The following is a 20,294-nucleotide window of genomic DNA, read 5'->3' as shown; positions in this document are numbered from 1 at the left end:
CGCCAAGCGTCCACGGACTCTGGCAGTGTCGCGGACATAACCGGGAAATAGTAAGTTTCCAGCCTGTTGAAGTCAACCGCGCGTCACAGGCGCCCTCAAGCCGCAAACGGTGTCACGGCGCCAACCATGCCGCTTTGCCTGAATCCTGAACATACGGCAGACTGCGGCCCTATCCCCGCCTGAGCCGAACACCTAAGTGGACACCTACCTCACGTTCGGCCTGGCCATCCTGTTTATTTTACTGATTGTGGCCCTGGTTGGCGCCTTCCTGCTGCGTCGGGCGACACAACGCGCCACCAGTCTGCGACGTCTGCTGGACCTGGCCGACCGGCTGGAAGCCGATCTCAAATCCTGCCGAGCCCGCCTGCAGCAGGCCCACGCTGTCATATCGCTAAACCCCGACCTGCCGGCCGCCAGCGAACAGGAGGCGGCTCATGCCGTCGAGGCCGGTTTGCGCGCCCTGCTCCAGCAGCGCATCTGGATCCGCGACTACGCCCCAACGGCCAGCCAGAGCGAACTGGATGCTGCTACCAAGGCGATGGATCAGACCCGCGAACGGTTGAGCCCCTTGCTTCAGGCCCTGGGCCAGGCTCAGAACGAACTGGATAGCGCCATGCGGGAGCACATACGGCCCGATTCGCCGACATGACGACGCGGCAGCTGGTTCTGGGGTCCACCTCGCGCTACCGCGCCGAGCTGCTGCATCGGCTTGGGCTGGCTTTCGAGCTGCGCTCGCCGGGAACAGAGGAAAGCGTGATGGCCGGCGAGGCGCCGGCGGCGCGCGCGATGAGACTGGCCGAAGCCAAAGCCGTCGACGCTGGTGCCGGGCTGCCCGACGCGCTGGTGATTGGCTCTGACCAAGTCGCCGAGCTCGACGGTGTACTGCTGGATAAACCAGGCTCCACCGAGCGAGCGCAGGCGCAGCTTTTGGCCTGCTCCGGCCGCACCGTTTATTTCCACACCGCGTTATGCGTGTTCGATACGTATGCCGGGCGGCGCTATACGCATGTTAATCTCACTCGCGTGCATTTCCGGCAACTCGATGCCGCAGAAATAACGCGCTACATCGAACGGGAGCAACCCTTGGATTGCGCCGGCAGTTTCAAATGCGAGGGTTTGGGCATCAGTCTGTTTGAGCGCATCGAGAACAGCGATCCCACCGCCTTGATTGGCTTGCCACTGATCGCATTGTCCCAGCTGCTGCGCGATGCCGGCGTCAGCGTTCCTTAATCATTCTGCAGCTCCCGCGGCATTGCGTGAGGCGATGCAATCGCCCGCGTTCGGCATGCTTGCCGGCATCAGTCCGGCAACCCGCCCGCGATAGAACGCGACACTTTTGCGGCCGTCGAAGAGACTGAGCCTTTGCACAGGCTGCAGGTTTTCCACGCGCACACACAACGAGTTCAGCCACAATGCACGTTCGCGCGCACGCGCCGCATGTTCATCGACAACCAACAGTATGGGAGCCGCGGCATGCAGGCGACGCAATGCCGTTTCATCAGTGCCCCACCATGCGACTTGCGGCGCACGCCCGTATTTCACATTCAAAGGATTGTCGAGCGTATAAATCACGCGCTGCCCGTTGAACTGGAAATCGAGTTCTGCAGCCATCATGAAATTGTCCGCCACCAGGATGGCCGGCTGTGTGGCGAGCTGCGTCTGCGCAATATCCGCGCTTTCGCGCCAGCCGATAAAACTAGTCGGAACTATGCGTGCCGCCCCAAGCCATCGAGCGGTATCGGGATAAGACGCCAAGCCGAGATAAAACAAACCGGTCAATTGCACCAGCAATGCCAACCCTGCTCCTGCCACGGCAACAATCCGCCAGATTCGATTTACGTTTGCATCACGCAGCAATACGGGAAGCGCTGCCATCAACGGCAAATATCCGGGCAACGGCCAATGCACGCGGAAGCGCTGATCGTCAGCGAATAGCCCCGCTGCAAAATAGACGACGATAAATGTGAGCGATAGCAGTGCGATCACATCCCATGGCCCACCGTCGCGACGCCGGCACCAACAACGCCATGCCGCCCACAGCAAACATGCATACAGAAATGGAGTGCATGTCACAGCCTGTTCCAACGGCTGCACCAGCGTATCGGGGTGAAAGCGCCATGGGTTGCGCTCGACCAACTGGAATGCCAACCCGGCGCCACCTTGCTGCCAGTTCGACATGGCCAACGGCAACAACCCCATCGCGGCAATCAGCATCGCTATCCAGAAACCGCTGCGAGTCCACTGCATACGTCCGCGCGGTGTGAGCAGGCATAACAGCAACCCCGCAAGCATGAACATCGCGGCGCGGTAATGGCTCATCCAGCACACCGCGAGCGCGACGCCCAACAGCAACCAATAGCGCCACCGGTTTTGATCCATCGCGCTCAGCAACGCGAGCATCGCGACAGCACCGGCCACGGTGAGCGGCACATCCGGCATCGCCATCACACCCAGGCTGCCGGCCAGTGGCAGGCAGAGACAAAGCAGACCGGCCTGCCAACCTGCGCGCGCATCGAAGGCGCGGCGACCGAAAGCCACGATGAGCCAGGGCAGACAGCTCCCTAATAGCAGGAATGGCCAACGCATGCCGAGCACACCATGCCCGGCCACGCTTTCGCCCAGACGAATCAACCACGCCGTAAACGGTGGCAGATCGCTATAGCCCCAGGCGGGGTGCCGGCTTTCCTGCCAGTAGAACGCTTCGTCACCGAACGGCTGAAGAGTTGCCGCGAGCACCAGCTTTATCAAGAATAGGCAGAGGAATACCGTGACGAATGCCGCTCGCCAGCGCGCGATGCCGGCGACTACACTGGCGTGGTCTCCCCAATCTGTCCTCGCCTTCCACAAACCCATGTCAGCGATCACCCCGCTTCGTGATGAAAATCTGCAGCAGCGTCTCCACGCTGCCATCGCCCAGGTCAATCGGGTACTGCTCGGCAAGGCACGTCAGGTCAAACTGGCTTTCACCTGCCTGATCGCAGGCGGCCACCTGTTGCTGGAAGACGTACCCGGTGTTGGCAAAACTACGCTTGCGCATGCACTGGCGGCGAGCTTCGCGCTCGATTTCCAGCGCGTGCAGTTCACCAGCGACCTGCTGCCGTCCGACATTATCGGGGTCAGCATGTACGAGCGCGAGACCGGTCAATTTCGCTTTCATCCCGGACCCGTGTTCGCCGGGCTGTTACTGGCCGACGAAATCAACCGCGCCACGCCGAAAACGCAGAGCGCGCTGCTGGAGGCCATGGCCGAACGCCAGGTCACCGTGGACGGGCAGACTCATGCTTTGCCGGAACCGTTCTTCGTGGTTGCCACGCAAAATCCGTTGGATCTTGCGGGCACTTTCCCCTTGCCCGACTCGCAGCTCGACCGCTTCATGCTGCGCGTCTCGCTGGATTATCCCGACGCCAGCGCCGAACGCGAACTGCTCACCGGCAGCGACCGGCGCGACTTGCTTACGCGCCTCACGCCGCAACTGGATGCCGCCAGCCTGACGGCGCTGTATCGGCAAATTCAGACCATTACGGCCAGCCCCGCATTACTCGATTATCTGCAGGCATTGCTCACGGCCAGCCGCCGGCATCCCGATATCCGAGTGGGACTATCGCCGCGTGCGGGTCTTTCCTTGCTCGCCGCAGCGCGCGCGTGGGCCATGCTCAGCGATCGCGGGCATGTTTTGCCGGAAGATATCCAAGCGCTGTTCGTCCCACTGGCGGCCCATCGCCTGGTCGCGGCACGAGGAGCCAGTGGCGAAACGCTGGCGCGCACATTGTTGAGCGAAGTCGCCGTCGACTGATGCGCGCCCAGTTTCAGCGCCTGCAGCAATGGGCCGAGCGCCGGCTACCGGCGCTGACACAGCATCGTCGATTGGAGGAGTTGCCGATCGAGCTGCATCGGCAACGTATCTACATCATCCCCACCGGCTTCGGCGTGGCATTTACGGTGTTGCTGTTGGTGATGATGGTCGGCAGTCTCAATTATTCGAACAACGCCGCACTGCTGCTTACCTGTCTGCTCGGTGCTGCCACATCGATCAGCATGCTCGTGGCGTTTCGTACATTGAACGGTTTGCGCGTGCACGGCCTGCGCGCCGGCCATGCGACGGCCGGGCAGCCCATCGACGTCACTTTCGATTTTCAGGCCAGGCGCCTACGACAGGCCGTTCGGCTCGATATCGCCGACAACAGTCATAGCTTCGACGTCAATGGTCGCACCGATGTAACGGTGAGCATCCCCACTGAACATCGCGGCTGGCTGGCACTACCGCGATGTCGCATCTGGACGACCTGGCCGCTGGGTCTGTTCCGCGCCTGGAGCTGGTTGCGTCCGCACTATGCGGTACTGGTCTGGCCACGACCTGAATTTGCCGGGCCTGCTCCCACGTTGCCGGAAGAGGATAACCGGCGGCAGCGCCTGCACCGCGGAGAGGATTTGGCCTCCCTACGCGATTACCGCAGCGGCGATTCGATGCGTCACGTAGCGTGGAAGGCCAGCGCGCGCCACAACGCTCTACTGGTGAAGGATTACGAGCAACCCGAGGCCAGGCAGGAGTGGCGATTGGACTGGCGGCACTTACGCGGCCTGGACAACGAGGCACGCATTGCCCGCCTGGCCCGCTGGCTGAATGAGGCGCAGGCACAGGGACGTCCGTGCAGCTTGTGGTTGCCCAGCGAGGTGATCGGCCTGGGCAGTGGCGTCGCTCACTACGCGCGCTGTATGAGCGCATTGGCACTGTTGCCATGATGGCTACAGGACGAACGACAAGCCATCGTCGCGTACACGCGCGCGTGAGCGAACGCACCTTCGATCTGATGAGCCTGAGCGCCGCCTTCGTACTGGCCGTCCATGTCAACCACTTGCCCTGGTTGTTGAGCGTGGCACTGATCGTGGCGCTGGCACTGCGCTGGTGGCAGCGGAAGCATCGACCCGGCAACGTACCGGCATGGCTAAAAGTACCCATGCTGGTCATCCTGGTTGCAGCTGTCATTCTCGAATACGGCAACCTATTCGGCCGGGAACCCGGTTCTGCACTGGCGGCGGGGCTGCTGGTGCTGAAATTGACGGAGAGCGAATTCCCGCGTGATGCACGCGTTGCGGCAGCCTTCGCCTGCTTCCTGTTGATGGCGGCATTGCTGTTTGGACAGGGACTGATCGCAACGCTAGTCGTAGCGTTCGGGCTGCTACCTGCCTTGGCCACATGGCGTTCCCTCGAACCGACGCAAGTGCCCGTCACCCTGCCGCGCCAGTTGTTGCCGGCGCTGGTACTGCTCATGGCGTCGTTGCCGCTGGCGCTGACCGCGTTCGTGCTGGTGCCGCGGCTGAGTTCGCCGCTGTGGGGTACATCTAACCCGCAAGCGGCCCGAACTGGCCTCAGCGATCAGATGTCCCCCAGCGACTTCACCGAATTGCTGACCGACGACAGCGCGGCCATGCGTGTGAGTTTCGAAGGGCCGCCGCCACCCAATGGTCAGCGCTATTTCCGCGCTTACGTCATGTGGGACTACGACGGCAGAGATTGGACGCGACTCGATATGCCGGCCAGCGACGCCTTACCCGTTGAAGCCGCAGGTTCCATCGCTTATCGAATCAGCCTGGAACCCACCCACCAACACGTGCTTCCGACCCTCGACCTGCCTTTGCAAGCGCCCGCGCAATCGCACATGCACTTGGACGGCGAGGTATTTGCCGACCAATCCGTTAACGACGTGCTCGATTACACGCTCCATTCGGCACTTCATTATCGGCTTCAGGCCGAACTCGATCCCGCCACGCGCCTGCGCGCATTGCAGTTGCCGGAGGGATTCGATCCACGCACGCACGCGCTGGCCGCCGAACTGCGGCAACGCTTCGCCCAAGATGACGCCGGCATTATCCAGGCTGCGCTGCGGCGATTTCACGATGACGGCTTCAGCTACACGCTGACGCCGGCGCCGCTGGGACGCGACGCCGTCGATGACTTTCTGTTCAACACTCACGAAGGTTTTTGCGAACACTACGCATCTTCTTTCACCGTACTGATGCGCGCCGCCGGGATACCGGCGCGCGTCGTCACCGGTTACCAGGGCGGTTTCTGGAACGCCATGGGCCAATACTTACTGGTCCGTAATTCCGATGCGCACGCCTGGAGCGAGGTATGGCTAGCCGGGCGGGGTTGGGTGCGTGTGGATCCCACCGCAGCGGTGCGGCCGCAGAGAATTAATTTGGGCGCATCCAGCGCTGCCAGCGGCCAGCTCCCCTGGTACCAATCCGGCGTGCTGGAATCGATGCGCAATCACTGGGACATCGTCAACCGATGGTGGAACCAAGGCGTTATTGGTTTTGACGCCCTCCGCCAACGCGGACTGCTGACCCCGTTCGGCATACGCGAGGTCGACACCGGCATGCTTGAAAAGCTGCTGGCTGCCAGCATCGCGTTGTTCGGCATCGTCGGCTTGTCGTGGGCGCTGTGGCGTCGACCGGAGAGCGACCCTGCTCTGGCAGCAATGCGAGCGCTTGAGCGCAAGCTTGCTGGAGCGGGGATTGCGCGTGGACACAGCGAAGGACCGCAGAATTTCCTCCGCCGCGCTATCCGTGCGCTGCCCGGGCAACGTACCGAACTGGACCAGCTGATGAGGTGCTATATCGAACTGCGCTACGCCACTGTCGAACCTTCCCCTGAAACTTTGCGCGCTTTCCGGCTGGCAGTACGGAATTTCCAACCGCACCGCGTGGTCTAACCAGAGCGCAACGCTGTAGCATGCATCCGCCCATGATGGAGAAATACACCATGTCTCCCCTTTATCGAATTCTTAGCCTCGCAGCGGCTTCCGCCCTGTTGGCCGCGTGCGCCACGGTGCCGCAGCCATTGCAGGGCAATTACGCGACCAACGTCACGTCGCTCGGTGCCCAGCAAGGCAGCGCCAACGGCACGGCAGTGCGTTGGGGCGGCGAAATCATCAGTACGGAACCGGGTCAGCAGTCGACCTGTTTCTACGTGCTGGGTCACCCGCTGGATGATCAGGCGCGTCCCACGCGCAGCACCAGCAACGATAGCCAAGGTCGTTTCGTAGCCTGCCGCGCCGGCTTCTATGATCCGGAAGTCTTTGCGCGGGGTCGCGAGATCACCGTTACCGGCACCGTCCAAGGCACGATGAGCCGAAAGGTGGGTGATTACGATTACGCCTATCCGCGCGTCGAAGCCAATGTGGTTTATCTGTGGCCGAAGCGTCCGATGGTCGTGAATTATCCCTATGGACCGGGCTGGTACGACCCGTTCTGGGGCCCCTATTGGGGTGGTCCCTATTGGGGCGGCTGGGGTGGTTTTTATGGCCCGCCGGTGATCGTCGTGCGACATCGCTGATCAATCCTTCGCCTATAAAAAACGCCGGCTTATGCCGGCGTTTTTTTATCTCAGCCAGGCGGCCAAGTGAGTCGGCGTCCGGCCAGCAAATGGACGTGAAGATGAAACACGGTCTGTCCGCCATGCTCGTTGCAGTTGACCACCGCGCGGTAGCCCTCCTTGTCGAAACCTTCGCGCTTGGCGTAATCGGCAGCGGCCAGCAACAGTTTGCCGAGCAATTCGGCATCCGGTACAGCGGCATCGTTCAAAGTCGCGATGGGGCGCTTCGGGACAAACAGCACATGCACAGGCGCTTGCGGATTGAGATCGCGGAACGCGAGCACGTCGTCGGTCTCGTAGACGATATCGGCTGGGATTTCGCGACGGACGATCTTGCCGAAGATAGTGTCACCCATGAGCATCGTTCCTCTGCTGTATTCCGATCATTCCAAGGATTGCCGACTACCGAATGCATGTGCCAGCGTACTGCGATCGACGTATTCCAACTCGCCACCCAGCGGAACGCCGTGTGCCAGGCGTGTCGGACGAATACCTGCGGCGCGTGCCAGCTGCGCCAGATAATGGGCGGTGGCTTCGCCTTCCACGGTCGGGTTGGTGGCGAGAATCAGCTCCTCGACTTCGCCCTCGGCCAGACGCTCGCTTAGCAGGCCCAGCCCCAGCTCTTCGGGCCCAAGACCATCCAGCGGCGACAGGCGACCCATCAAAACGAAGTATTGCCCGCGGTAACCCGTAGCCTGCTCGATCGCGGCCAGGTCAGTGGGCGACTCGACGACGCAGAGCACGTGGCGATCGCGACTGCTGCTGGCGCAGATCCCGCACACGGGTGTTTCGCTGAAATTTCGGCAGCGCGTGCAATGACCAATGTTCTGCATCGCCTGTTGCAGCACCACCGCCAATTTCAGGCCGCGCTCGCGTTCCCGCTCCAACAAGTGGAACGCCATGCGCTGCGCGCTTTTGCCGCCCACGCCAGGCAAGCAACGCAGCGCTTCGATGAGTTCGTTGAGGAGTGGGGAGCCGCTCATGATTCAGCCGGATGCGCCAAGGAACGAGGGGATGAGCAAAGGTGCTAGGTGATGGCGCGATCGTCCAACGCCCTTCCCCATCAAAACGGCATCTTGAAGCCCGGCGGCAGGTTCATGCCTGCCGTGACGCCGCCCAGTTTGTTCTTGCTCGCCTCGGCGACTTTATTCACCGCGTCGTTGATCGCTGCCGCGACCAAGTCCTCGGCCATTTCCGGATCGTCGGCGAATAGCTTGCGATCGATCTGCACGCGGCGAACTTCATGCGCACCGCTCATCACGACGCTGACCAGTCCGCCGCCGGAACTACCGGTGACCTCGAGCTTGGCGATTTCCTCCTGCGCGCGCTTCATGTCTTCCTGCATGCGCTGCGCCTGCTGCATCAGCTGGCCAAGTTGTCCTCTCATGACATGTACTCCTAGGATTCGATGGGTTTGATGGAGTTCGGCACGACGCGTGCGCCAAACTCTCGCTTCAGCGCCTGCACCAGGGGATCGCCCTCGATCGACGCTTCGGCCGCCGATTGCGCCGCACTGCGTGCACTGGCCGCACGCGCCGCCGGGGTATGGACAGCGCCCTGGCTGTCACCGATGAAACGCAGCCGTATCGGTTCGCCCATCACCTCGCTCACGCGATCGGCGATCTGGCTCACCATCGGCTCTACGGCCAGATGCATATGGGTCGGCTGCAAGGCCAGCACCAGCGTATTGCCTTCCCGCCCGCGCAACGCCGAATTCTGTGCCAGCTGGCCGAGCGGGCCGCGCAGGTCGGCACGCTGGATCAACGCTTCCCAATCGGGCAAACCGCCGGCTTCGGCAACGCGGGGCGCCGCCGCTTCCCGCGTCGTGGCCGGATGAGAAGGTGCCAAGGAAGAGCGCGGCGGGATGGGGGCTGCCGCAGGTGCGGGCGGCGTGGCTGGCGCAGGCCGCTGAGGTGGCGCAGACCGCTGACCACCGGAAGCGGCAGGCACTGCATCGTCGGATGGACGAAACGCGAGCATGCGCAACAAGACCATCTCAAAGCCGGTGCGTGTGTCGGGCGCCAATGTCAGATCCCGACGGCCGGCGATGGCGATCTGGTAGTAGAGCTGTACGTCTTCGGCAGTAAGGTGCTCCGCCAGGCCAACCAACGCGCTGTCCTCGCCGTCGTTGCTTTCCGGACGATAGCCAGGCACCAGTTGGATGAGCTGAATGCGATGCAGCGATGCCGCCAAATCGTCCAGCACACTACCGAAATCGGGAGAGAACGACGCGATACGCGTAGCCTCGGCCAGCAAAGCCTGTCCGTCGCCCGCCGACAGTGCATTGAGCAAACCAAGCACTTGCCCGCGCTCAACGCTGCCCAGCATGGCTCTGACGTCATCGGCTTTCAGCGAGCCGCCGCCATAGGCAATCGCTTGATCCAGCAGCGATAGACCATCGCGCAACGAACCATCCGCCGCACGCGCGAGTTCCACGATGGCCGGATCTTCGTATTCGATATGTTCGGCGCCGAGAATGTGCCGCATCTGACCGGAGATCTGATCCGGCAGCAGGCGTTTGAGGTTGAAGCGCAGGCAGCGCGACAACACCGTGACCGGCAGCTTCTGCGGATCGGTGGTCGCCAGCAGAAACTTCACATGGGGCGGGGGTTCTTCCAGCGTTTTCAACAAAGCATTGAAGGCCGGTTTGGAAAGCATGTGCACCTCGTCCACCAGGTACACCTTGAAACGCCCGCGCGCCGGCGCGTATTGCGCGTTCTCGATCACTTCGCGCACATCGTCCACGCCGGTGTTGCTGGCCGCGTCGATTTCGAGCAGGTCCACAAAGCGGCCGGCATCCACCGCCGTACAAACGGCGCATTCACCGCAGGGATCGGCCGACTCGCCACGTTCGCAGTTGAGCGACTTGGCGAAGATGCGCGCGATCGTGGTCTTGCCGACGCCGCGCGTGCCGGTGAACAGGTAAGCATGGTGCATGCGCCCGCTGTCCAGGGCGTTGGTCAACGCGCGTACGACGTGTTCCTGACCGACCAGTTCGGCGAACTTGCGGGGGCGCCACTTACGCGCGAGTACCTGATAGGACATGCGTCAAAGCCAGTTGGGGCAGAACCCGATTGTGCCAAGTCGGTCAAGGCAAGTCATGCGAACCCGGCGGCATTCGCAAAAGGCGGCGGCCCCGCCAGCCACACCCCGGCACCCGAATCATCCGCTACCGTTGCTTCCTTCCGGACCTGGCGGGGTTTGCGAACTATCGTCGCGGGGGGACCGACGGGGCCACCATAGGGGTGGGCATCGAAGCCCTGGATGGACGCCAAATTAAGCCTCGTCGCCCATCTCGCTGTATTTGGCGGAGAGAGAGGGATTCGAACCCTCGATACGGGTATAAGCCGTATACACACTTTCCAGGCGTGCTCCTTCAACCACTCGGACATCTCTCCGCACGCATCAACCGCAATGCCGTCCGAAGACCGGCAAAGAAGCGGAAGGATAACGGGTGCTCCCGGCGCAGACAAGAGAGCGGCGGTTCAACCGGCGTCCGGCCGCGGAGGAGGCGGCGCAGCCAGCGCCACGTGCTCGCCGGTTCCGGCGACACGGTATCCGCGTGCAGTGAGAGTTGCCCCATCGGCAGCGCTGCCGTAGTGGTATAGCAACAGGCGCGCACGCAAGGCTGCGTCGTAGTCGCGTTCTATATCGTCGATGCCCGTGTGCGACGGATTGCCGACCAGCCCGCAATCGTGCGCGATCAATTCATGATCGCCCGCATAGTGTGCCAACACTTCCGGAATCGGGCGCGTGTCGCCGGTGAAGACAAAACTTCCACGCAAACTCAGACCAAAGGAGGTGCCGGGCCGATGATGCCGCGTGGCGAATACGTCGAACCATAGGCCATCGAGCCAGAAGCCGCGGGAGCACGGCACCAGCCGGAACGCTTCCCAGTAATTCACGCCACCTTCCGCCAGCACGCCCGGATAGTCGGCCACCCGCGTCTGCAACCACGGAACCAACGCCGCGTGAATGAATACGCGCGTTTGCCCGCGCAACGCCTCGTTGAACCATAACCGCGTGAACAATCGTTCCAAACCACCTACATGGTCCAGATGCGTATGCGTGATGTAGATCGCATGCGGCAACTCACCATACGCAGCCATGTACCGATCGAGGGTGTCCGGGCCGCAGTCGATCAGCAGCAACGGCTTGCCATCGCGCTCGAGCACGGCAGATGACGAACCCAGTTCCACTGCGTGCGCCGCGCCCGTACCAAGGAAATGAAGATGCCAGTTCATGCGCTCAGGGTACGCTCGTAGCCGTACATTAGGGATGTCCAAATCGTCTCATCGAAAACGGACTCTCCCTGTGTTGCCGCGCCAAGCTTTAGCAGCGAACGACGCAGCCGCTGCAAGTTCGCCACACGCCACCCCTGCCCAGGTGAACGCAGACGACCGCGATCAAAATCGATCAGGTACAGCGCAGCCTGTGCTAGCAGCACGTTGTGTGCATTGAGATCGGCGTGCCATACACCGGCGCGATGAAACCGCGCCACCAGCGCGCCGACTTCCTGCGCCAGCTCCGCATCGAGCCACCCTCCCGCCAGGCATTCGGCCAGCGTCTGCGCATCGGGAATGCGGCGGGTGATCAGATCGGCGCGGTAGTGAAATCCAACGCGCTGATATCGAGCCGCAACGACCTGGGGTGCAGGCAACTCCAACCGAGTCATCGCTTGCAGCAAACGGAATTCAGCAAAGCTGCGCGTACGGTCGGCGCCCGTCCATAGATAACGGTCGCCCATCAGCGCCGCGACCATGCCGCCCCGCCGGTAGTGACGCAGCACACACTCGCCGGCCGGCGTGGCGATCACGGCTACACCTCCCCTCCCACCGGCCTGCGTGCGCAGCGCGCCGCGACCATGCCAGTATTTGGGATCGAACCAGTCGCCATCGACTTGTGGCGACACCGTAGTGTCGAACAGAATCGCAGCTTCGGCGTCTTGGCGCAGTTGCTCGTGCATCGGTGTTGCCGCTGCTCCGTCTCGGTTCATTGCCCGGCGATTCTACATGTCTGATCCCAGATCCATCTGCCTGCTGCGCACGTCAGCCATCGGCGACGTGACCCATGTCGTTCCGCTGGTACGCACCCTACAGCGGGCCTGGCAACAGACCTCGCTAACCTGGATCGTCGGCAAGCTGGAACGCAAGCTAGTGGGCGACTTGCCCGGTGTGGAGTTCGTCACCTTCGACAAAAGTGCGGGCTGGGCCGGTATGCGGGCCGTCAGTGCGGCTCTACGCGGCAGGCAGTTCGATGCCTTGCTGCACATGCAGGTCGCCCTGCGTTCAAATCTGTTGAGCCTGGGTATCAAGGCGCAGCGCCGTATCGGCTACGACCATGCACGCGCGAAGGATCTGCATACCCTGGTCATCAACGAACGCATTCCTGCTCGCACCGGCGAACATGTGCTGGACGCGATAGGCAGCTTTTGCGAACCGCTGGGCCTGAAACAGACGGATGTGCGTTGGGACATCCCGATTCCCGACGATGCCCATGCCTGGGCCGCCGAGCAATTGCCCGGCGATCAGCCGACGCTATTGGTTAGCCCCACGTCGAGCCACGTCCTACGCACTTGGCAGCCTCAGCGCTACGCCGCGGTGATGGATCATGCCGCCGCTCGCGGCTGGCGGATCGTGCTGATCGGCGGTCCCTCGCCCAACGAGCGCCAGATGGCCGATACGGTGCTAGCCGCGTGTCGCCACACACCGCTGGATCTGACCGGCAAAGACACGCTCAAAAAGTTGATGGCGATGTTCTGCCGTGCGCAACTGCTGCTCACTCCCGACTCGGGCCCCATGCATATGGCCAACGCGGTGGGTATGAAAGTGCTTGGCCTGCATGCCGCCAGCAATCCCGCACGCTCGGGACCCTACTCGGACCGGCGCTGGTGCGTGGACAAATACGATGCAGCATCCCGCAAATATCTTGGCAAGCCAGCCAGCGAGATTCCGTGGGGCAGCAAGATCGAACAGCCGGGCGTGATGGATCTGATCGCAATCGATGACGCCATCGAGCGTTTCGAGGCCGCGGCTGCGGCCCTGGGCGTTAGCGCAGGTTGAACGGCGTGACGCCCGTCCGCACCGCTTATTTCTGTCGATAATCCTGATACGACTTTTCTTCAACCAGCTGCGAACCCAGCTTGAGATTGATCTCACGCTTCACGGCCGCGCGCTCGTCGTTCTGGAAATACACCGAACGTGCCAACTCGATGAATTCGGCATCGAACGCTTGCGCTTTTTCCTTCAACCGAATGCGATCTTCGATGTCCCACAAGGTTTCGTTCACCGCGAGCAGGCGGGCGCGCTCTTTGGCGATATCGGTCTGCGACGCATGATGATTGGCCCAGGTGGCATTGAGCAGGTTGAGCTCGTTATGGACGTTGGCCAGCTTGGACGCATCGGAAATATGGCGCGACTTGATCTCAAGTATCGTGATCTTGTCGATCAGTTCGCCGAAGGACACCGGTACCTGGATCAAGCTCATGAAAACCTCGCGCTGGAAGATGTATACCGGCTCAAGGCCGGGAACAGCGCGCATGATAACGCCCCAGGTGTTATTTTTATGCCTAGCGGCTATCGAGTCGCGCGCACACCGCATCGTAAAAAGCGAGCGGCAGCTCAGCTTTCACCGGCACACTCCACCAATCCGGCCGGGCAAAGATGCGGCACTTAACCGCATCCTTTTCAGTCATCAGCACGGGCAAATCGTCGCCGAAAGCGAGATCGGCTGGCACAAACGCGTGATGGTCGGCGAAAGGATGGGCGATGACGTCAATGCCCTGCATGGCCAGACTTGCAAAAAAGCGTTCGGGGTGGCCGATAGCTGCGACCGCATGTGCACGTGCGCCGGAAAAATCTGCAATGGACCGTTCTTGCCCATCGCGCAGTGCACGCACCGTACCGCCGCGCAAAAACATCGGAATTTCGCCCGCTTGCGCCGTTCCGCCATTGCACACGCGAAAGTTCACTTTATCTAATCGACGTAACGGCTCGCGCAGCGGCCCTGCGGGCAACAGTCGCGCATTACCGAATCGGCGGTCGCCATCGATCACGCAGATCTCGACATCGCGCGCCAGCCGGTAATGCTGCAGACCATCGTCTGCAATCAACACATCACATCCGGCGTCGAGCAACAGTTGCGCGGCGGCCGGACGATCGCGACCGATCGCCACAGGAACACCCGCGGCGCGGACCAGGCAAGGTTCGTCGCCCACCTCGGTAGGGTTCGGTGTATCGCCGAGCAACATGGGTTCGCGCCGACTTCCACCGTAACCACGGCTCACGACGCCCGGTCGATAGCCACGTGTGCGCAGCGCATCGCTCAAGGCCAACGTAAGCGGTGTTTTGCCGGCACCACCCGCTGTGAGGTTGCCTACCACGATGACCGGGCAAGGCAATCGCACGATGCGCAACCAGCCCCACGCGTACAGTGCGCGACGGATCGCCACCACCGCACCGTAAAGTCCCGCGAGCGGATAGCACCACCACGGCAGGCGTCCCTTGCCGTACCAGCCCGCCTGGAGCGTTTCGGCCAATGTCATCGCGCTCAATCAGCGGCGACAGCAGCAGGACGCTCGTTGAATTGCATGCGATGCAGCGCCGCATAGTGACCGTTCAACGCCATCAGTTCGGTATGCGTGCCACATTCGATGATACGACCATGATCCATCACTGCAATCTGGTCGGCGTGCTCGATGGTTGAGAGGCGGTGGGCAATGACCAACGTGGTGCGATCGCGCATCAAGCGCTGCAGAGCCTGCTGAATCAGCCGCTCCGACTCGGTATCGAGTGCACTGGTCGCTTCGTCCAGCACAAGAATCGGCGCGTTCTTGAGAATGGCGCGCGCAATCGCAAGGCGTTGACGCTGGCCACCGGAGAGCATATTGCCGCCCTCGCCGATATGGCTGTGTATACCTTTCGGCAAGCGCTGGATAAATTCCATCGCATTGGCGGCTTCGGCGGCAGCAACGATGTCCTGCTCACTGGCACCACTCAGCTCGCCATAAGCGATGTTTTCGGCCACGGTGCCATCGAACAACACCACGCTCTGCCCTACCCATGCAATCTGTCGACGTAGCGAAAGCAGCGTATAAGAGCCGTAATCAGCGTCATCGAGCAGGATGTGGCCGCTCGTGGGCTCGTTGAATCGTGGCAGCAAACTGACGAGGCTACTCTTGCCGCTACCCGAACGCCCCACCAGCGCCGTCACCGTACCGGGCGCGCAATGCAGGTTCACGCCGGCCAGCGCTTCGAAGTCGTTGCGCGGATAGATTAGACGCACATCTTGGAAGCGCAGATCACCGCGCGCGCGTTCCAGCACCTCTGTGCCATGGTCGACTTCCGGCGGCATGTCCATGACCTCGAACAGGCTTTCGGCCGCGGAAATACCACTCTGGATGTTGGCTTGCACGTTGGTCAGGCGCTTCAGCGAAGGCAGCATGCCGCCCATCGCTGTCAGCACCGTGACGAAGACACCAGGCGTAATACTACCGATGACGCTCGGGCGCGATCCAAGGAAAACTAGGCCGGCCAATGCAAAAGAGGCCACCGTCTGGATGGCTGAGCTGGATGATGCATTGGTTGCTGCGATCTTGAGATTCAAGTAACGCGCACGGTCCGTCACGTCCGCAAAGCGAGACGCCGCATGTTGCTGCCCGCCGTAGATGCGTACTTCGCGATGCGCCGAGACGGTTTCTTCCACGGTCCCGGTCACCGAGCCCATCATGCCCTGGATATGCCGGCTAATTTGCCGATAGCGCCGGCTGACGATCGAGGAGATATATAAAATCGCCGGAATCATCACCAACAGCGCCGAAGTCAAATACACGCTGTTGTGAAGCATGACGTACAGCATGCCGATGACAGTCACACCTTCGGTCACGCCTACCTTGACCGAATCCGTTGCGGCCGCGGCGACCTGTTCGCTGGTGTAGGTAATGCGCGAGATCTGGTGACCGGAATGTTCTTTGCCGAAGAACGCTGCCGGCAAACGCAAGTAAGCAGCGAACACATCACGTTGAATCGAATTCACGACGTTGCGGCCAATGTAGGAAATGCCATAGCCGCTAGCAAATGTACCCACGCCACGCACGACGAAAATCAAAATGATCCAGATCGGCATCCAGAAGATCAGGTACGGATCCTTCTGCGCAAACAGCTTGTCGATGATCGGCCGCAGCTGCTGCGTAAATATGGCCAAACCACCGCCGTCGACAGCCATGCCGATGACGGAGATCACTGCAACCAGCCAGTAGCGCCCCGAATAACCGAGCAGTCTTTTGTAGACCTGCAGGGATTCGGGACCCCAGACCGCGACTTTCTTACCGCTCATTGGCCCGCTTCCGACTGCGTCGGCGTCGTGGCGATCGAGAGATGGGTGAAACCGAGCTGGCCGAGCGCATCCATCGCCGTGACCACATTCTGATGCGCCGTCATGGCATCTGCGCGGATGGTCACGGTCTGGTTGCGATCATCCCCTGCCACACGGGCGATAGCCTCTTTCAGCGGATCTACACCTGCACCCGTCACTTCATCGCTACCGACGTAGAAATGCCCGTCGCGATCCACCATCACGGTGATCACGGGCGGTTGCATGTCGCGGTCTTCCGCGCTCGCTTGCGGCAGCTCGACCTTCAGGCGCGAATGCTGCACGAACGTGGTCGTGAGTACGAAGAACATCAACAGAGTCAGCAGCACGTCGATCAGCGAGACCACGTTGATCTCGAAATCATCGCTGCGACGGTCGTTACCGATACGCATAGGTCAGACCGAAGCTTTGCCGCTTGCGGCAGTTACCGGAGCGCGGCGCGGGCGCGTGGTTGCAGTGGGCGCGGACATGGTCAGGTCGTCCAGCAGCAGTGTGGCCTGCTTCTCCATCTCGACGCAGTAGCCGGCCACCTTCGAGCGAAAGTAGCGATGCAGCACGTAAGCGGGAATCGCCACGGTAAGACCGGCAGCCGTGCAGATCAGCGCTTCGCCGATGCCGCCGGCCATCTTGGTCGGATCGGCCATACCACCGACCATCACCTGCATGAACATGCGGATCAAACCGATCACGGTGCCGAACAAACCGAGCAACGGGCCAATCAGCGCGATCGTGCCGAGCGTATTGAGATAACGCTCCATGCGATGCACCACATGGCGGCCCGTGTCTTCGATACGTTCCTTGATCAACTCGCGCGGACGATTGCGCACCGCCAGCGCGGCGGCTAACAGTTCGCCCAACGGCGAGCCGGTCGAAAGCTTTTCCAGATGTGCCGGATCGAGCTGATCGGAGCGCGCCCATTCGCGCACTTCCTGGGAAAGTCCGGGCGGCAGCACCGAGTTGCGCCGCAAGGTCCAGCACCGCTCCAGTACGATCGCCAGCGCTACCGCCGAGCAGATCAGGATAGGCGCCATCGCCCAGCCACCCGCCATCAGAATCTGACCCAAATCACCCACAACAAACTCCCGGCGTTGCCGTCTGCTTGAAGTCGGCATCATAGCAGCGTCGCTATGGCATACCGTGCGGCTGGTGGCAATTCATTCCCGCCAGTAACGGCGCTCCCGCAGGCGCCAACGCGCGGCGACGTAGGCTGGCGCATGCGCCGGAAAATCAATCTGAACGGCACCTTCCAGCGCGGTATTGAATACCGGTACGCCCGCTTCGGCGTAACGCTGCAAAACCTCCGGGCGGGGGTGACCGAAACGATTCCGCCAACCGGCTGAAACAACGGCCAGCTCCGGTTTGATGGCTGCGATAAAAGCGGCGCTGGACGACGTTTTGCTGCCGTGATGGGGAACCAGCAAGACAGGTGCGGGACCGGGTCCCATTGCCGCTGCGACGCGAGGCTCGATGTCCGAGGCGATATCCCCGGTCAGCAGCATGCGCCCTGCACTTCCTTCGACCAGCAAGACACAGGAGCGATCGTTGTCCGATGACGCCTGCCCTGTTCCGACCGGGCTGAGCACCTGGAAGCGCACACCGTCCCAATCCCAATGCTGGCCGGCCACACATTGTGTCATCGGCAGCGGCATCCGTTCCGGTTCTCCGGCATAACGGCGTGCTGCAGGGAAAGCCGCTGCCACCGCCGGCGCACCGCCAGCATGATCATTGTCGGCGTGGCTGACCATCAGCACATCCAGATGATCGGCGCCGAGCGCATACAGCGACGGAAGCACCGCCGCCTCACCCAGATCGAACTCCGACGGATAACGCGCACCGGTGTCGTAAACGAGGATGTGATCATGAGTGCGCACCACGACCGAGAGTCCCTGTCCGACATCGAGCACCCACGCCTGAAACGCCCCAACGGTTGGCTCGTACCGTATCGGCCAGACCAACGGTAGAAACAGCAAAACGCCGGACGCACGCAACGGCACGCCTCGCGGCATAAACAGCCATGTTGCACCTAACATGGCGAGCACTAGCGCGTAAGGCTGCACTGCCGGCAAGAACCAATGTGCTCCCGGCCAAGTGGCTGTTTGCTCGAGCAACCACCATTGCGCATGTGCAAGCCATCCCGCCCCTTGCAGCACGGGCGATGCCAGCGGCGGACAGATCAGCAGCAGCAACACGCCAAGCAACGCACACGGCACGATCACGAAACTGACGAAGGGCACCGCAACGAGATTCGACAAAGCGCCAACCAAGGACGCTTCGCCGAAGAACCACAACGTCAACGGCAACAGCGCAATGGTCATCACCATCTGGCCCATGGTCAGTTCGCGCAGGAACGCACGAATCCCCCGCCCCTTTGTCTCCAGACACAGAATGAGAAATCCCACGCCGACGAACGACAACCAGAAACCCGCCTGTAGCACGGCCAATGGATCGACCACCAAAATCGCCATGAGCGCGAGCGCCAACGCGTGACCTGCACCCGATGCACGTTTGGCACATCGAGCCAGCGCTATCGCCGCAATCATCAACACCGTTCGCACCGTGGGCATGCCGAAGCCGGCCAGCCCAGCGTACGCAAAAGCCACCACTAAAGCCGCTATGGGCTGCGCTTGGGCGCGTGGGCAGCGGAGCGCGAGCCGAGGCCACAGCCAGTAAACGACCAGACATAACCAGACACCGAACACCGCCGCGACGCCGACGTGAAATCCGGAAATGGCGATCAGATGCGAGACGCTGTTGGCGCGCGCCACATCCCAATCGTGTGCATCGAGTCCGCGCGTGTCGCCAACGGAGAAGGCGCGCAGTAGCGCCGCATCGTGCGCATTGGACACGCGCGTCTGGATGTCATTCGCTAGCGAAGCGCGCACGCGGTCCAGGCACCAGCGCGCGACGGCTTGCCGCTCGTTGGATCGGTCGTCGCGCACATACCCGACTGCCGCGATGCCATGCGCAAGGGCGCTGCGCTCGCCATCGGCGCCACCCGGATTGACCAGCCCGCGCGGCCTTCGCAAACGCAATGACAGCTGCCAGCGCGAACAGGGCTCGAGTTCCGATGGCGGCTTGCCATACCAGCTTACGCGCGCCAAGCCACGCCAAGGTAGAACCTGGTCATCGCGTTTCGTCTGTTCGATCTGAAAGAGAAAGCTCGTCGCATCGGCTTTCGTCTGCGCCAGACCGCCGATACGGCCGACCACGCTGACATCCTGCCCTTCCCACGCGCTTGGCAGACGCGCATCGATCGCGACGCTACCGCGCCATGCCGCCCATGCAAAACCAAGCAGCGCGACGAATAACCAGCGTGCACGTGGCAGACGCCACGCAAGCACCAGCGCAGACGCAACCAGCGCAGCCATCATCCAATGCGGAGGCAATACCGGAAGCCATTGCACCGTGAGCACACCGGCCAGCAGCGCTAAAGCTGCAGCTGTCGCACTCGGCCATTTCCGTGCCTGCAGCATGTCCGTGCCGCTCCGCATCCCGACAAAGCGACACTAACGCATGACAGCAGGTTTCACGTGTAGGCAAGCGACTTGCC

The 20,294-nt window shown here is 61.9% G+C and carries 20 protein-coding genes, 1 tRNA gene and 1 other RNA gene; 7 read left to right on the top strand and 15 right to left on the bottom strand.

The window, feature by feature from the left end; translation table 11 throughout:
• Positions 1 to 196: 196 nt before the first annotated feature.
• On the top strand, positions 197 to 649 hold the full coding sequence (locus QQL64_RS02815; protein ID WP_284395751.1) for a hypothetical protein: 453 nt from the start codon (positions 197 to 199) through the stop codon (positions 647 to 649).
• Positions 646 to 1,230, top strand: a complete 585-nt coding sequence (locus QQL64_RS02810; RefSeq protein ID WP_284395748.1) for a Maf family protein — start codon at positions 646 to 648, stop codon at positions 1,228 to 1,230. Before QQL64_RS02815 ends, QQL64_RS02810 begins: the two co-directional genes overlap by 4 nt.
• Here the strand turns inward: QQL64_RS02810 and QQL64_RS02805 are convergent, their stop codons facing one another.
• Entirely contained in the window at positions 1,231 to 2,853 is a 1,623-nt protein-coding gene (locus tag QQL64_RS02805; protein WP_284395746.1) for an ArnT family glycosyltransferase, read from the bottom strand.
• Here QQL64_RS02805 and QQL64_RS02800 point away from each other — a divergent pair.
• The 4 genes from QQL64_RS02800 to QQL64_RS02785 are packed head-to-tail and all read left to right on the top strand — an operon-like array spanning position 2,852 to position 7,336.
• Positions 2,852 to 3,793 carry an AAA family ATPase gene (locus QQL64_RS02800; protein WP_284395743.1) on the top strand — a complete coding sequence of 314 codons (942 nt, stop codon included), beginning with the start codon at positions 2,852 to 2,854 and terminating at the stop codon, positions 3,791 to 3,793. The genes QQL64_RS02805 and QQL64_RS02800 overlap by 2 nt on opposite strands.
• Positions 3,793 to 4,740 carry a DUF58 domain-containing protein gene (locus QQL64_RS02795; RefSeq protein ID WP_284395741.1) on the top strand — a complete coding sequence of 316 codons (948 nt, stop codon included), beginning with the start codon at positions 3,793 to 3,795 and terminating at the stop codon, positions 4,738 to 4,740. The genes QQL64_RS02800 and QQL64_RS02795 overlap by 1 nt, the downstream gene beginning before the upstream one ends.
• Positions 4,741 to 4,784: 44 nt before the next feature.
• Positions 4,785 to 6,713, top strand: a complete 1,929-nt coding sequence (locus QQL64_RS02790) for a transglutaminase TgpA family protein (protein ID WP_345782623.1) — start codon at positions 4,785 to 4,787, stop codon at positions 6,711 to 6,713.
• A gap of 50 nt (positions 6,714 to 6,763) precedes the next feature.
• The gene (locus QQL64_RS02785; protein WP_284395739.1) at positions 6,764 to 7,336 is read left to right on the top strand and encodes a Slp family lipoprotein; all 573 of its coding nucleotides are present in this window, start codon (positions 6,764 to 6,766) and stop codon (positions 7,334 to 7,336) included.
• 50 nt (positions 7,337 to 7,386) lie between these two features.
• Here QQL64_RS02785 and QQL64_RS02780 read toward each other — a convergent pair whose 3' ends face one another.
• The 8 genes from QQL64_RS02780 to QQL64_RS02745 form a co-directional block, all read right to left on the bottom strand.
• Positions 7,387 to 7,731 (bottom strand): histidine triad nucleotide-binding protein, encoded by a 345-nt coding sequence (locus QQL64_RS02780; protein WP_284395736.1) that lies wholly within the window; start codon positions 7,729 to 7,731, stop codon positions 7,387 to 7,389.
• Between the two features lie 27 nt (positions 7,732 to 7,758).
• Positions 7,759 to 8,358 carry a recombination mediator RecR gene (gene recR / locus QQL64_RS02775; protein ID WP_284395733.1) on the bottom strand — a complete coding sequence of 200 codons (600 nt, stop codon included), beginning with the start codon at positions 8,356 to 8,358 and terminating at the stop codon, positions 7,759 to 7,761.
• An 80-nt stretch (positions 8,359 to 8,438) separates the two neighbouring features.
• Entirely contained in the window at positions 8,439 to 8,762 is a 324-nt protein-coding gene (locus QQL64_RS02770) for a YbaB/EbfC family nucleoid-associated protein (protein ID WP_188798615.1), read from the bottom strand.
• 11 nt (positions 8,763 to 8,773) lie between these two features.
• Positions 8,774 to 10,420: a DNA polymerase III subunit gamma/tau gene (gene dnaX, locus QQL64_RS02765; RefSeq protein WP_284395726.1), complete on the bottom strand. Its 1,647-nt coding sequence runs from the start codon at positions 10,418 to 10,420 to the stop codon at positions 8,774 to 8,776.
• Between the two features lie 89 nt (positions 10,421 to 10,509).
• Positions 10,510 to 10,606: signal recognition particle sRNA small type (gene ffs, locus QQL64_RS02760), an RNA gene on the bottom strand.
• A 74-nt stretch (positions 10,607 to 10,680) separates the two neighbouring features.
• A tRNA-Ser gene (locus tag QQL64_RS02755) sits at positions 10,681 to 10,773 on the bottom strand.
• 87 nt (positions 10,774 to 10,860) lie between these two features.
• Complete coding sequence (locus tag QQL64_RS02750) at positions 10,861 to 11,619, bottom strand: MBL fold metallo-hydrolase (RefSeq protein WP_284395724.1); 759 nt, start codon at positions 11,617 to 11,619, stop codon at positions 10,861 to 10,863.
• Positions 11,616 to 12,371, bottom strand: a complete 756-nt coding sequence (locus QQL64_RS02745; protein WP_284395720.1) for a 3-deoxy-D-manno-octulosonic acid kinase — start codon at positions 12,369 to 12,371, stop codon at positions 11,616 to 11,618. Before QQL64_RS02745 ends, QQL64_RS02750 begins: the two co-directional genes overlap by 4 nt.
• Positions 12,372 to 12,387: 16 nt before the next feature.
• On the opposite strand from QQL64_RS02745, the gene QQL64_RS02740 reads away from it, so the two are divergent.
• Positions 12,388 to 13,437: a glycosyltransferase family 9 protein gene (locus QQL64_RS02740; RefSeq protein WP_284395716.1), complete on the top strand. Its 1,050-nt coding sequence runs from the start codon at positions 12,388 to 12,390 to the stop codon at positions 13,435 to 13,437.
• A gap of 25 nt (positions 13,438 to 13,462) precedes the next feature.
• Here the strand turns inward: QQL64_RS02740 and QQL64_RS02735 are convergent, their stop codons facing one another.
• The 6 genes from QQL64_RS02735 to QQL64_RS02710 all read right to left on the bottom strand — a co-directional run bounded on the left by QQL64_RS02735 (position 13,463) and on the right by QQL64_RS02710 (position 20,217).
• Positions 13,463 to 13,861 carry a DUF6165 family protein gene (locus QQL64_RS02735; protein ID WP_284399618.1) on the bottom strand — a complete coding sequence of 133 codons (399 nt, stop codon included), beginning with the start codon at positions 13,859 to 13,861 and terminating at the stop codon, positions 13,463 to 13,465.
• Between the two features lie 82 nt (positions 13,862 to 13,943).
• Positions 13,944 to 14,918 (bottom strand): tetraacyldisaccharide 4'-kinase, encoded by a 975-nt coding sequence (gene lpxK / locus QQL64_RS02730; RefSeq protein WP_284395715.1) that lies wholly within the window; start codon positions 14,916 to 14,918, stop codon positions 13,944 to 13,946.
• Positions 14,919 to 14,923: 5 nt separating this feature from the next.
• On the bottom strand, positions 14,924 to 16,708 hold the full coding sequence (gene msbA, locus QQL64_RS02725; protein ID WP_284395713.1) for a lipid A export permease/ATP-binding protein MsbA: 1,785 nt from the start codon (positions 16,706 to 16,708) through the stop codon (positions 14,924 to 14,926).
• Positions 16,705 to 17,136, bottom strand: coding sequence for an ExbD/TolR family protein (locus tag QQL64_RS02720; protein WP_284395712.1), 432 nt, complete (start codon positions 17,134 to 17,136; stop codon positions 16,705 to 16,707). Before QQL64_RS02720 ends, msbA begins: the two co-directional genes overlap by 4 nt.
• A 3-nt stretch (positions 17,137 to 17,139) precedes the next feature.
• Positions 17,140 to 17,793 carry a MotA/TolQ/ExbB proton channel family protein gene (locus QQL64_RS02715; protein ID WP_284399616.1) on the bottom strand — a complete coding sequence of 218 codons (654 nt, stop codon included), beginning with the start codon at positions 17,791 to 17,793 and terminating at the stop codon, positions 17,140 to 17,142.
• Between the two features lie 105 nt (positions 17,794 to 17,898).
• The gene (locus tag QQL64_RS02710; protein ID WP_284395709.1) at positions 17,899 to 20,217 is read right to left on the bottom strand and encodes a DNA internalization-related competence protein ComEC/Rec2; all 2,319 of its coding nucleotides are present in this window, start codon (positions 20,215 to 20,217) and stop codon (positions 17,899 to 17,901) included.
• Positions 20,218 to 20,294: the final 77 nt, after the last annotated feature.

Origin of the sequence: Dyella lipolytica (assembly GCF_030160075.1) — a bacterium.
GTDB classification, from domain to species: Bacteria; Pseudomonadota; Gammaproteobacteria; order Xanthomonadales; family Rhodanobacteraceae; genus Dyella_B; species Dyella_B lipolytica.
Note: the sequence above shows the minus strand (reverse complement) of the source record. Positions and strands in the feature narration are given on the sequence as shown.

Excerpts from the sequence above, each read along its gene's own strand:
- QQL64_RS02810 (WP_284395748.1), top strand. The coding sequence starts at position 646 with ATGACGACGCGGCAGCTGGTTCTGGGGTCCACCTCGCGCTACCGCGCC.
- QQL64_RS02800 (WP_284395743.1), top strand. The coding sequence starts at position 2,852 with ATGTCAGCGATCACCCCGCTTCGTGATGAAAATCTGCAGCAGCGTCTC.
- QQL64_RS02805 (WP_284395746.1), bottom strand. The coding sequence starts at position 2,853 with ATGGGTTTGTGGAAGGCGAGGACAGATTGGGGAGACCACGCCAGTGTA.
- QQL64_RS02795 (WP_284395741.1), top strand. The coding sequence starts at position 3,793 with ATGCGCGCCCAGTTTCAGCGCCTGCAGCAATGGGCCGAGCGCCGGCTA.
- QQL64_RS02785 (WP_284395739.1), top strand. The coding sequence starts at position 6,764 with ATGTCTCCCCTTTATCGAATTCTTAGCCTCGCAGCGGCTTCCGCCCTG.
- QQL64_RS02780 (WP_284395736.1), bottom strand. The coding sequence starts at position 7,731 with ATGGGTGACACTATCTTCGGCAAGATCGTCCGTCGCGAAATCCCAGCC.
- recR (WP_284395733.1), bottom strand. The coding sequence starts at position 8,358 with ATGAGCGGCTCCCCACTCCTCAACGAACTCATCGAAGCGCTGCGTTGC.
- QQL64_RS02770 (WP_188798615.1), bottom strand. The coding sequence starts at position 8,762 with ATGAGAGGACAACTTGGCCAGCTGATGCAGCAGGCGCAGCGCATGCAG.
- dnaX (WP_284395726.1), bottom strand. The coding sequence starts at position 10,420 with ATGTCCTATCAGGTACTCGCGCGTAAGTGGCGCCCCCGCAAGTTCGCC.
- QQL64_RS02750 (WP_284395724.1), bottom strand. The coding sequence starts at position 11,619 with ATGAACTGGCATCTTCATTTCCTTGGTACGGGCGCGGCGCACGCAGTG.
- QQL64_RS02745 (WP_284395720.1), bottom strand. The coding sequence starts at position 12,371 with ATGAACCGAGACGGAGCAGCGGCAACACCGATGCACGAGCAACTGCGC.
- QQL64_RS02740 (WP_284395716.1), top strand. The coding sequence starts at position 12,388 with ATGTCTGATCCCAGATCCATCTGCCTGCTGCGCACGTCAGCCATCGGC.
- QQL64_RS02735 (WP_284399618.1), bottom strand. The coding sequence starts at position 13,861 with ATGAGCTTGATCCAGGTACCGGTGTCCTTCGGCGAACTGATCGACAAG.
- lpxK (WP_284395715.1), bottom strand. The coding sequence starts at position 14,918 with ATGACATTGGCCGAAACGCTCCAGGCGGGCTGGTACGGCAAGGGACGC.
- msbA (WP_284395713.1), bottom strand. The coding sequence starts at position 16,708 with ATGAGCGGTAAGAAAGTCGCGGTCTGGGGTCCCGAATCCCTGCAGGTC.
- QQL64_RS02720 (WP_284395712.1), bottom strand. The coding sequence starts at position 17,136 with ATGCGTATCGGTAACGACCGTCGCAGCGATGATTTCGAGATCAACGTG.
- QQL64_RS02715 (WP_284399616.1), bottom strand. The coding sequence starts at position 17,793 with ATGGCGGGTGGCTGGGCGATGGCGCCTATCCTGATCTGCTCGGCGGTA.
- QQL64_RS02710 (WP_284395709.1), bottom strand. The coding sequence starts at position 20,217 with ATGCTGCAGGCACGGAAATGGCCGAGTGCGACAGCTGCAGCTTTAGCG.